The sequence below is a fragment of the Sphingomonas citricola genome, assembly GCF_019429535.1.
Classification (GTDB): Bacteria; Pseudomonadota; Alphaproteobacteria; order Sphingomonadales; family Sphingomonadaceae; genus Sphingomonas; species Sphingomonas citricola.
On record NZ_JAHXZM010000009.1, the window covers coordinates 48,218 to 59,808 of the forward strand.

7 protein-coding genes are annotated in these 11,591 nt (G+C 64.0%); 2 read left to right on the top strand and 5 right to left on the bottom strand.

Annotated elements, in window-relative coordinates:
* Positions 1-5: 5 nt before the first annotated feature.
* Positions 6-2,261, bottom strand: coding sequence for a glycoside hydrolase family 3 N-terminal domain-containing protein (locus KZ810_RS16745; protein WP_258045071.1), 2,256 nt, complete (start codon positions 2,259-2,261; stop codon positions 6-8).
* A 299-nt stretch (positions 2,262-2,560) separates the two neighbouring features.
* On the opposite strand from KZ810_RS16745, the gene KZ810_RS16750 reads away from it, so the two are divergent.
* Positions 2,561-5,119, top strand: a complete 2,559-nt coding sequence (locus KZ810_RS16750) for a TonB-dependent receptor domain-containing protein (RefSeq protein ID WP_258045072.1) — start codon at positions 2,561-2,563, stop codon at positions 5,117-5,119.
* 72 nt (positions 5,120-5,191) lie between these two features.
* The gene (locus KZ810_RS16755; RefSeq protein WP_219770270.1) at positions 5,192-7,297 is read left to right on the top strand and encodes a hypothetical protein; all 2,106 of its coding nucleotides are present in this window, start codon (positions 5,192-5,194) and stop codon (positions 7,295-7,297) included.
* On the opposite strand, the gene KZ810_RS16760 is transcribed toward KZ810_RS16755, so the two are convergent.
* The 4 genes from KZ810_RS16760 to KZ810_RS16775 all read right to left on the bottom strand — a co-directional run.
* Positions 7,272-7,949: a DUF6445 family protein gene (locus tag KZ810_RS16760; RefSeq protein ID WP_219770271.1), complete on the bottom strand. Its 678-nt coding sequence runs from the start codon at positions 7,947-7,949 to the stop codon at positions 7,272-7,274. The two genes, KZ810_RS16755 and KZ810_RS16760, sit on opposite strands and share 26 nt — an antisense overlap.
* On the bottom strand, positions 7,946-9,469 hold the full coding sequence (locus tag KZ810_RS16765) for a tryptophan halogenase family protein (protein ID WP_258045073.1): 1,524 nt from the start codon (positions 9,467-9,469) through the stop codon (positions 7,946-7,948). The genes KZ810_RS16760 and KZ810_RS16765 overlap by 4 nt, the downstream gene beginning before the upstream one ends.
* Before the next feature lie 192 nt (positions 9,470-9,661).
* The gene (locus KZ810_RS16770) at positions 9,662-11,314 is read right to left on the bottom strand and encodes a recombinase family protein (RefSeq protein WP_219770272.1); all 1,653 of its coding nucleotides are present in this window, start codon (positions 11,312-11,314) and stop codon (positions 9,662-9,664) included.
* Positions 11,311-11,591: DUF2924 domain-containing protein (locus tag KZ810_RS16775; protein ID WP_219770273.1), on the bottom strand; the 281-nt coding region annotated here is incomplete at its 5' end. The genes KZ810_RS16770 and KZ810_RS16775, both read right to left, overlap by 4 nt.

Consider the following 11,591-nt stretch of genomic DNA (forward strand, 5'->3'; position numbering starts at 1 on the left):
GTAATCTAATGATTACTAACGGTAATATCGGCGCTATACTTATCAAGTCCGTTTAGCATAACTGTTAGTTTAAGATCACGACTGTGATCGCCTCTTGGAGCTGATATAGTATAATGGATTCTGTCTGACGGAATAAGGACGTTAGCGATAACCGATTTTTTTGGTTCGACGTGAACGTGCGTGAATCCAGCCATGCGCCGGATTGGAGAAGCCTCACCTATGCGGATATGTAGGTCGGTGCGAACAAAGGCTGTTCCCGGTCTTGTCCCGGTGTTTGTCACTTCTGCCTGAATGACAAGCGGTTGGTCGTGCAAAACTTCTGCCGGAGCCTTGACGTTCGAAAGCGTGAAGCGCGTATACGACAGGCCTGAGCCGAACGCGTACAATGCGCGATCAGGCGCGTCTCGCCAATGACTGCGGCCGCCTTCCATCGGCTGACTTGCCGGTGCTGGGCGACCAGTCGCCGGACGATCGTAAGACCACGGTTGTTGCCCAGTTGAAAATGGGAAGCTCACGGGCAGCCGGCCTGTGGGTTCACAGACGCCGAAAAGAATGTCGGCGATGGCCGTACCGGTTTGCTCGCCCAAGAACCATGTGGCAAGCAGCGCTGAAGCATCCCGGATAGCTCCTTCGAGCGCCAAGGCGCGACCGTGGCGCAGCAGGACGACAATCGGCTTACCCGTTGCTGCCAACGCTTCGGCGAGCGCCTGCTGGGGCGCCGGCACCGTGATTGAGACGCGGCTGTTTGCCTCGCCAGACATCGCCGCGCTCTCACCGATTGCGAGCAGGACGACGTCGCTCGCGCGCGCCAACGCCACCGCGCGCTCGATACCGCCGGGGATTGCGGCCTCGATCGCGCACCCGGGCTCTACCGTGAGTGCATCTGGGTCCGCGAGCAGCGCTCGGATACCGGCTTCGATGCTGATCGCATCTTGCGTGCGTCCGGCAAACGTCCACGGTCCCCCCGTGTTAGCGCGGTCTGCAGCGAACGGACCGATGAGCGCGATGCGCGTGTCTCTTCGAGGCAGCGGCAGCAGATCGCCGTCGTTGCGCAAAAGTACGATCGCACGGGTCGCCACGTCACGAGCCAGTTTCTGGGTGGCCTCCCGCTTCACCGCGCGGCGCTCGACACGAACGTCAAGCGAGCGAAAGGGATTGTCGAATAGCCCCAGCGCTTCCTTGAGGGCGAGCACGCGCCGAACCGAGCGATCAATCATGCTCATCGGCACCCGGCCAGCCGCAACGAGCGCGGGCAGATGGCGGTTGTACAGACCACTCTGCATCGACATGTCGATCCCAGCAGTGATGGCCAGCTTGGCAGCGTCGGCCTCGTTCTCGGCCACGCCGTGCGCGACCAACTCACGGTCTGCGTCGTAATCCGACACGCACACGCCGGTGAAACCCATCTCCTCGCGAAGCACGCGGGTGAGCAGCCAGTGATTGGCCGTCACCGGTATGCCGTTCAGCGTCGTGAACGACGCGATGGTCGCCCCGGCCCCCGCCTTGAATGCTGCAGCGAACGGTGGAAGGAATAGTTCGCGCAGCGTTGCTTCGCTCATGTCGACAGCGCCGTATTCCATGCCCCCCGTCACGGCCGAGTAGCCCGCGAAATGCTTTGCGGTGGCAAGCAGTGCATCGTTCGCCCGCAGGTCGTCGCCCTGAAAGCCGCGAACGCGCGCGGCTGCGAGCAGCCGGTTGAGCAACAAGTCCTCCCCGGCACCCTCCGCGACGCGCCCCCAGCGCTGATCGCGGGCGATGTCGACGACCGGAGCAAAGGTCCAGTGGAGCCCTGCCGCGCTCGCCTCACGCGCGATCGCGCGACACGCCCGCTCCGACAGGTCGGGATCGAAGGCGGCAGCCTCGGCGAGCGGGATCGGGAAGGTGGTACGGCAGCCGTGGATCACGTCGGCGGCGAAGACCAGCGGGATGCCCAGGCGACTGGCCAGCGCCGCCTCTTGCGCCTTCCTGGCTCCGGCGACGCCGTAGCCGTTGAACAACATACCCACGCGGCCTGCGCGCACCTCGGCCAGCATGGCCGCCGCGCTGCGCGGGTTGACGACCGGGTTGAACACGGCGTCGACGGGGCGGACATCGTCATTGAAGCAACTGAGCTGACCCGCTTTCTCCTCGATGGTCATGCGCGCCAGCAACGCGTCGATCCGCTCACTCGCCGTCCGTGCGGCAGCCGGAAACGTCATGCCCGCAGCCAGCCCTAGCGTTGCGGTCAGGAGCATGCGGCGATCGAGCAAGCCGTCATCCATGCGCTTCGCTCCTACCTTCATCGCTTATCGCGTACCATTGACCAAGCTGCCGCTGCATGGAAGTTACCTGCCGTTCATCCCCGGCCGCAAGCACTGCTACTGCACCCTGCCTGCGCCATCGTCAGAACCGATACCATCCTTGATCACGGCAACACGACGGCTCGTCGTGACACTTCTGCAACGCCTGGAGGCCTTCGATCACGTAAGCAGAATATGGCCATTGCGGGTGTGTATCGAGGGGATTAACGCCCGCAGCCAACAGGATCACGGCTCCGGAGTCGAGCCGAGGGGAGAGGATCATGATCGGTTTCAACCGCGCCGCCGTGCGAGCGGCGCTGCTCGCCAGTGCGGCGATCATGCCGGGCGCGAATGCCTGGGCGCAGACCGTGCCGGGCGATACGCCGTCGCAGTCGCCTGCGCCCGCGCAGACGAGCGAGGATCCCGCCGACGGCAACGCGGACATGCAGGACATCGTCGTTACCGGCACGACGTCGCGTGACCGTCCGCTGATCACCTCCTCGGCCGACATCACCTACGCCGATCGCGACGCGATCGACCGCAAGGCACCGCGCAGCACCGCCGAACTGCTCGAACTGGTGCCCGGTATCTTTGTCGAGGGTACGGCCGGTGCCGTGTCGAACAACTACTCGGTCCGCGGCCTGCAAGGCGGCGGGCAGCGCTTCGTCCAGCTCGAAGAGGACGGCATGCCGATCCTGTACGGCGGTGGTGGCGCCGACTTCTTCTTCGATCAGGATCTGACGATCGACCGGCTCGAGGCCGTCAAGGGCGGCTCGTCGGGCGTGCTGACCGTCAATGGTGCAGGCGCGACGATCAACTTCATCTCGCGCCGTATCAACTTCAACGAGGCCGAAGGTGCGGCGCGGGTCACCGCGTACAATTACGGGCTGAAGCGCGGCGATTTCTATTATTCGCAACCCTTGGCCGAAAACCTGGCGTTCAGCCTCGGCGGCTATGTTCAATCATCGCCGGGAGTGCGTGACAATCCGTTCGACTATCAGGGCTGGCGCCTCAAGGGCGCACTCGAATACCGATTCGACGGGGGCGGCTTCCTGCGCGTGACCGCGAAGGGCGGCGACGTCGAGAACGCCTATTACGCCGATCAGCCATACCGCTTCACCAATGGCGAGCCTGCCGGCATTCCCAGCCTCGACACTCAGTTCGGGAACGTTGGCGGCGACGCGTTCACCAACATCGCGGTTCCCGTCTCGACCTTCGCGCATCCCAGCGGTTTTCGCCCATTCCGCTACCGTGACGGGATCAAGAACAAGACCGCGCAGATCCGTGTCGATTTTGAAAAGCCGCTGACTGACTCGATCGATCTGTTTGCCAAGGCGCGCTATCTAAAATATTCGTACGACTTCAACGGGCTCTTCCCCGGCTCGGGCACCGGCAACGCCGGTCTCACCAGCGCCGTCAACTATCTGACGCCGGGTGCAGGTTCGCCGATCAACGATCTGCTGACCGCGGGACGCGCGGCATTCCCGCAGACCGTGCGGTTCGGCATCAAGAACCTGCGCACCGGCGTGCTGCTCGGTTCGAACCAGACCGACGCGCTAGCGGCGTTGAACAACAACGGCTTCCTGCAGCGCACCACGCTCAACCACGATTACATCGATGGGCGCGACTTTGGCGCGAACGTCGGCGCCCGTTGGGAGTTCGAGAGCGGCAGCTTCAAGAACTCGCTGACCGCCGGCGTCATGTACTATAACGTCAAGCGGTCGCAGGACCAGTCGGCGACCGCCAGCGTCGTCAACGACGTGCGCACCAACAGCGACATCTACGACATCGTCGCGCTGGATACGAACAACAACGTGGTCGGCACGCTCAGCGACAACGGCCTGGTGTCGTACGGCGACTGGGGCGCAGGCATTCGCCAGCGGCTCGACGACAGTGTCTCGCTCTACGCCAACGACGAGCTCGCGATCGGCGATCTGCGGATCGACGGCGGCGTGCGGTGGGAAAGCGACTCCGCCACGGCGCGCGACGGCGGCACGCTGGCGAACGACCAGCCGGTGCAGGCCGGCGTGGTGGGCGTGATCCGCAACGTCGGCAACGCGTACAACGGCGTGCTGTCGCAGAACCGGCAACTGCGGCAGAAGGCGGCCTACACGGTCGGCGCGAACTACAGCTTCACGCCGAACTTCGCGATCTACGCGCGTTACGCGAACGGTTTCCAGACCAACAACACCGATCCAATCACGACGATCGAATTGTACGAGGCGGGTGTCCGATACCAGTATGGTCGCCTGTTCTCAGGGTCGGCGACCGTGTTCCGAACCAACTTCCGCAACCAGAACTACAATTTTGCCAATCCGGCCAATCCGTCGCAGCAGCAGAACATCAACGCTGACCTGCGCACCAACGGTGTCGAAGTCGACGCGGTGGTCCGCCCCACGACGTGGTTCTCGCTCGATTTCCAGGGCGTGTTCCAGGATCCGAAGCTGGTCAATCTCCAGCTCGACGGCCAGACGCAATTGGGCTTCGAAGGCAATCGTCCCGAACGGACGCCGGCGACGCTGTTCACCGTGACGCCGACGATCAGTCTGCCGAACGGCGCCGGCGAGGTTTATGGTCGGTACAAGTACATCGGCAAGATCTTCGCCGATGCCGGCAACGGTGTCGCACTACCCGATTACGGGGTGACCAGCGTCGGCGTGAACCTGAACCTGCGTGAGAACGTGCAACTGACGCTCAACGCCGACAACGTGTTTGACGTCATCGGCCTGACCGAAGGCAATCCACGCCAAGGCCAGACGCAGGCCGTTACCGACGGATATTTCTACGCCCGTGGCATTCCGGGGCCGACCTATGGCGGATCGCTGACCTTCCGCTTCTGACGTGTAAGCACTAGCCTTTACGGGCGCGACGGCCTTGCCCGTCGCGCCCTTTTCGTTGCGAGGAAACCAAGCATGAAGCGGATCGCGAACGGCATCCTGGCAGGAGCGCTGGCGATGGTTGCGGGTCACGGCGGTGCGATCGCGCAGCAGGCTGGATCGCCCGACCCTCGCTCGCCCGAGTTAGCTTACACGGTAGAAGAGGGTGACAACCTCAACGCTTTCGTGCGGGCTGGGCCGGTGGCGGCGCACCTGTTGCTGCGGAACGGCACCGATCCGCGCATCCTGGTCGCTTTTCCCGCCGGCAACAGCGGCGTGGGTCTGTGGTTCACGTCCTTGTCGCGCCCCGCGACGTGGCGCCTGCTGCGTGCGCCGCAACCGATCGCGCTGAATGACCCTCGTGGACGCCGCTTGAACGGGGTTCGTGCCGAAGCCGCGATCGATGCCGCGCAGCTCACGATCAAGCAGGCGGTGCTCTCCAACGTGCGGTTCCTGCGCGACTATCAGGCAGTCGGGCGGTTTCCCCCCGAGGTCGCCGTCGCACCCCGCATCGAGCGGAATCGCCTGATCTGGTCGCGTGACCGCGTCGATGGTGCCGCGGGATATCGGCTCGAGGTAGAGGTAATCGCGGGCTCGATCCGCGACGGTCGGATCGTGGCGAACGGCGGTCCCATCCGATTGGCCATTGTTGCGGCGACCGGTGATGCGCCGCTGACCGGGTTGACCGAGACGGAACTGCTCGGCTCGCGCGCTGCGAACGATCCCGTCGCGCGCAATGCGCTGCGCTTCCTCAGCTACCGGGAGAAGTTTCTCGCCGGATCGTGGCGCTTCAACACCTATTTCGGGCGTGACACGCTGATGTCCTTGCGGCTGCTGATGCCGGCACTGCAACCACCCGCGATCGAAGCGGGGCTGGGCGCGGTGTTGTCGCGGCTCGCGAGCGACGGCGACGTCGCACACGAAGAAGGCTTGTCCGAATTCGCCATCATCGACCGGCGGCAGCATGCGGATGCCGGCAAGCCGGCAGGCGGGGATGATGCCGCTCCGACGCTCGATTACGCGATGATCGACGACGATTACATGCTTGCGCCGGTCGCATCGGCGTATCTGCTCGATCACGCAAAGCCTGCTGCGGCTCGCGCCTTTCTCGCGCGTCCGATCCCCATCGTCGCGCGTCCCGGCTTCACCGAGCCTGCCGGGGCGGCGTTGATGCGCAATCTCCGCTTCGTGCTCACGCATGCGCGCGCCTTCGCTGCCGACCCGCGCGTGTCGAACCTGCTGCATTTGAAGGCCGGGCGCATGACCGGCGAATGGCGCGACAGCGAAGAAGGGCTCGGCCGCGGCCGCATCCCTTACGACGTGAACGCGGTGCTGATCCCCGCGGCGCTTGAGGCGGCTGCGAGGCTCCACCAGCAGGGACTTCTCGACACGTATATGACCGCGGCAGATCGGGTTGCATTCGCGCAGGCGACGCCGATGTCAAACGCTTGGAGAACCCACGCCCCCGCGATGTTCCGGGTGACGATGCCGTCGGCGCAGGCGACGACTCTGGTCCGCCGGTACGCCGATCGCTTGAAGGTACCGGCCGCGCCGGCGCTCGGCGCGCTTGGCGATCAGCCGTTGACGTTTCACGCGATCGCCTTGGATGCGGATGGTCGCGCCGTGCCGATCATCAATTCAGATGAAGGGTTCGAATTGCTGTTCGGGCAGCCAACGGCAGCCGATCTCGACACCTATGTTACCGCGCTCGCGCGACCATTCCCGGCCGGGCTGATGACCGACGTCGGGTTGCTGGTCGCCAACGCCGCCTTGGCCGATCCGGTCGTGCAGGATCGGTTCGCACCCAGCGCTTATCACGGTGCGGTGGTCTGGTCCTGGCAGCAGGCGCTGTTCGCCGCCGGGCTCGAGCGGCAACTGGCGCGTAGCGATCTGCCCACCACGACCCGCGCGACCCTCGAGCAGGTTCAGGCACGGCTGTGGCGTGCGATCATCGCGACGCGGGCGGTGCAGAGTTCGGAGCTTTGGTCGTGGGCATTTAGCGATGGTCGCTACCACGTCGTGCCCTTCGGCGCCGGCAAGCGGGACGTCGACGAGTCAAACGCCGCGCAATTGTGGAGCACCGTCTATCTGGCGGTACAGCCTCCTGCCGCGCGCGTCAGCGCGCCGACAGGAAAGCGGTAACGGTCAGGCGGCCCGTTGTTGGATTATCGCTCAACGCCGTCTCCGGCGCGATGATCCCGCTGTGTAGCATCTGACTGCGATAGATCACCGCTCGGTTGAAGCACGCATCAACGTATCCGATCTGCTCGAACAGCGCGTTGTCGCCGGCCATATACGCGGACGCCAAGGTCTCCAGCTGCGCGAGGTCGCGGTTGAGCTCGGCAAGGTAGCGGGGCGAGCGTGCGGCATCGATCGCCTCGAACCCGGTCGCGCGGTGGCGATAGAAGGCGGTTCCGCCGAGATCGTCGAGGCTGAGATAGTGAACCAGGGCGATGCGCGCGGGCTCCACCGCATCGACGTGGGGCAGACGCTGCGCGACACTGAGCTGGTCCGGCGGCACGGTCACGATCGAGAAGCTCGCATCGAGGAGGCGTACACCCTGCGTGTAGCCGAACACGTCGCGCAGCGCGGTTGCGATCGCCGGATTGACCTGGCCGAGGTAATCGGCGGGCAGAATGCCCCGGATGCCGGGATAGTGGCGTGACGCGCGCGTGAAGGCGGCAGCGTTCGCAGCGGTCCGAAGGCTAGTTGGGTCGGGATGGAAGTTATCGACTGTGACGATCGGATGTCGCTCGCTTCCGATCAGCCGCGCGCTGAGATCGGGTCGGTTCAAGACCACGGTCCGATGATACGGGCCAAGGCCTCGTCGTGACGCGGCAGGGTTGGCACGGCACGCGCGATGACGTCGGCCACCTGCTGCACTTGTGCACGGTTCGTCTGACGATCGGTAACGTCCGCGAGCGGATTGTAATCGGTCGCTTCGATCCCTTGACCATTCAGGACGGCGAGCCAGCTTGCCTCGCGAAACAGCTCGTCGGTGCCGAGCATCAGGCGCCCCGAGCGGCGATATTGCTCCTCGCGTTCGCGCAGCGAGTCCGGCAGCGGCATCTCGCGGCAATGCTGCCACAACGGTTCGTCCTTGTCGCGGGTGGCATGGTAGTGCAGCATCAAGAAATCCTTGATGTTGTCCATATCCGCATTGAGCAGCGCGTTGAAACGATCGGCGAGTAGTGGATCGCAATCTTTGTCCGGAAACAAGGCCAGCAACTTGGCGATCGCGCTCTGGATCAGGTGGATGCTGGTCGATTCAAGCGGCTCCAGGAAACCGGACGCCAGCCCGATCGCGACGACATTGCCGACCCATGCCCGGCGGCGCGTGCCGGCCGTAAAACGTAGAAAGCGTGGGTCGGCGAGAGCCTCGCCGTCGAGATTGCCGAGCAGCGTCGACGCGGCCTCATCATCGCCGAGATAGTTGCTCGCGTAGACGTAGCCGTTGCCGGTGCGGTGCTGGAGTGGAATGCGCCATTGCCATCCCGCTGCGCGCGCGGTCGATCGCGTGTAAGGCGTTGTTTCTCCGGTCCGCGCACATGGTACGGCTATCGCCCGATCGCACGGAAGCCAATGCGACCAGTCCTCGAACGAGGCATCCATCACGCCGTCGATCAGTAATGCGCGGAAGCCGGAACAGTCTATGAAGAGGTCGCCACATAGCTGCTCGCCCGCCTGAGTGTAGATCGCAGTAACGAACCCCGTGGTCGGATCTTGCTCGACTGACTGAAACTTGCCTTCTACCCGGCGCACCCCGGCCGCTTCCGCGAGACCTCGCAGGTGTCGTGCGTAAAGCCCGGCGTCGAAGTGATAGGCATAGCCGAGCGTCGACAGGATCGACCGCGCCTCGCCGACCGGTTTGGCAAAGCGGTTCTCGGCAGCCAGCCTCGCCGCGAGCGAGAATTCGGACAGCGGTGAATTTAGTCCTTCGGCCTTTGCCTTCAGCCAGCGATGATAAAAGGCGACACCCGGAAACGCGAAGCCGTACGAGCCAAACGGATGGAAGTAGCGGTGACCCGGTGCTGCCCAATCGACGAACTCTATACCCAGCTTGAAGGTTGCCTTGGTTGCACTGAGGAATGCGGCCTCATCCAGACCGATCATCTGATTGAACCAATGGATCGTCGGGATGGTCGCCTCGCCCACGCCCACTGTGCCGATCTCTTCCGATTCCAACAGTGTGACGGACAAAGCATCGCCAAAGGTGCGCGCGAGTGCTGCCGCCGTCATCCAGCCCGCGGTGCCGCCACCCAAAATGACAACGTTGCCGATCCGTCGCGCCGAATTCATCTGCTTTCCCGTCATGAACTAAATTTCAGACATCTTTACTTTTGTAAAACAAGCCCCAATCCAATGGCTAGCCGATCGTGCTAGCCGATCTGTTTAAAATATTAATAAGCATGGGTAGAACTGGCGTTTGCGATCACCCATCACCCGGGGATTGTAAATCCTGTTTTTTCGTGAGGCCACTCTACTCGAAAGCACGAATTTTGGTGATTAGGTGCCTATCAGCATCGCCTGCTGCTCGCTCCACCTGACCGGCAGTGCGCCTTCCAGCGTCAGCGTCTTGACGGTGACGCCGCGCCGCTGCCGCCCCTTGAGGATGGCGTCGGTGACAGCCGGAGCAAGGAAGGCGAGCCGAAGAATGCGCGTCAGGTAGCTCGGTGTGACACCCTCGTTTGCCGCAAGCTGAGCGGCGCTGATCTCACCGCGGCGCAGCTCCGCCCACCAGCCACGCGCCTGGACGAGCACACGCACCAGCGCACGGTCGGGCGCTTGTTGCGCGCTGCTGTCATGTACCAGCCGCAGCACACGCCCTGAGCGCGTGATGCTCGCGGGCACGCTGAGCATGATGGTGTCGGGTGCATCCGCATGTCGGCTGGCGTGCATGGAAGCAGCGATGGCGCTGGTGCTGAGGCTGATCTCGACGCCTGTGTCGATGATGCGGACGGTATCGACGAGGTCGACGAGGGCAGGGGCATGTCGCCGCTGCAGCTCGGCATACATCACCCGGGCATGTTCCTCGATGGTAGCGAGCGAGCCTGCGCTCAGGTCGAGCCACGCAGTGGCGGCAAGCTCGATCGGATCAGCGAAGAGCTGTGCGACATGGTGCGTGACAAGCTGCTCGATCTCGCGTGCGGGGATGCGCAGGCCGGTGGTTGCATCACCGTGGTGGAGCGCCCGGCTGACGTAGTAGCGGTAGCGCCGGTTGTTGGTAGTCGCGTGGCTGGCAATCAGCGGCTCGTCGTCCGCATCGCGGAGCTTGCCGGCAAGCAGGCTGGTGTCGCGCATGTTGGTCCTGGCACGACGCTGGTGTGCTCGGACCGAGAGCAGCGCCTGTACCGCGTCGAAGGTAGTGGACGCGATGATGGCAACGTGCTGGCCAGGGTAGATCTTGCCGTGGTGGCCGATCTGCCCGGTGTAGGTGACACAGCGCAGCATAAGGTAGAGCTGCCCGCGCGAGAAGGCGCGTCCACCAACCTGCTTGCCCGAGGTAAGGGTGCGCAGCGGTGCGTATCTCCGCTCACGTGCAAGCTCCTCGGCAAGCGCACGCACGTTGCCAAGTGCCAGATAGCGCTCGAAGACGTGCCGGGTGAGCGTTGCATGCTCCTCGACAATCCGGAGACTGCGCCCGTCAGGTGCGTAACCGAGCGGCGGCACACCGCCCATCCACATGCCACGTGCTTTCGAAGCTGCGATCTTGTCGCGGATGCGTTCGGCGGTCACCTCGCGCTCGAACTGCGCGAACGACAGCAGCATGTTGAGGGTGAGACGGCCCATGCTGCTGGTGGTGTTGAACGACTGCGTCACCGAGACGAAGCTGGTGCCCGCGGCATCGAACGCCTCGACCAGCTTAGCAAAGTCGAGCAGCGAGCGCGTCAGCCGGTCGACCTTGTAGACGACGATGATGTCGATGCGCCCACTTGCCACATCGGCGAGCAGCCGCTGCAGCGCCGGGCGCTCGAGCGTACCACCCGAGAGGCCACCATCGTCGTAGGTGTCGGCGATCTCGACCCAGCCCTCGCTTGCCTGGCTGAGGATGTAGGCGCCACAAGCTTCGCGTTGCGCGTCCAGGCTGTTGAAGCTCTGTTCCAGCCCTTCCTCGCTCGACTTGCGGGTGTAGATCGCACAGCGCACACGGGTGCTCATGCCGCTTGCCTTTTCTTCAGCCCGAAGAAGGCAGGACCCGACCAGCGCGTACCAGTGATCGCGCGTGCGACCTCGGACAGCGAACCGTACGTCCGCTCCTCCCAGCGGATCACCTGGTCCTCGCCGACGGTGACGACATGCATCCGGCCTTGCCACTCACGCACCAGCCGCATGCCGGCGGACTGCGGCTGTGTTCTGGTCACGCCGCGTGCGAGCTGGTCGAGCGTGCGCGTGGTCTCACGCGACAGCCCGCCATGCGCACGCGCCTGCAGCTCCC

Excerpts from the sequence above, each read along its gene's own strand:
- KZ810_RS16745 (WP_258045071.1), bottom strand. The coding sequence starts at position 2,261 with ATGGATGACGGCTTGCTCGATCGCCGCATGCTCCTGACCGCAACGCTA.
- KZ810_RS16750 (WP_258045072.1), top strand. The coding sequence starts at position 2,561 with ATGATCGGTTTCAACCGCGCCGCCGTGCGAGCGGCGCTGCTCGCCAGT.
- KZ810_RS16755 (WP_219770270.1), top strand. The coding sequence starts at position 5,192 with ATGAAGCGGATCGCGAACGGCATCCTGGCAGGAGCGCTGGCGATGGTT.
- KZ810_RS16765 (WP_258045073.1), bottom strand. The coding sequence starts at position 9,469 with ATGACGGGAAAGCAGATGAATTCGGCGCGACGGATCGGCAACGTTGTC.
- KZ810_RS16770 (WP_219770272.1), bottom strand. The coding sequence starts at position 11,314 with ATGAGCACCCGTGTGCGCTGTGCGATCTACACCCGCAAGTCGAGCGAG.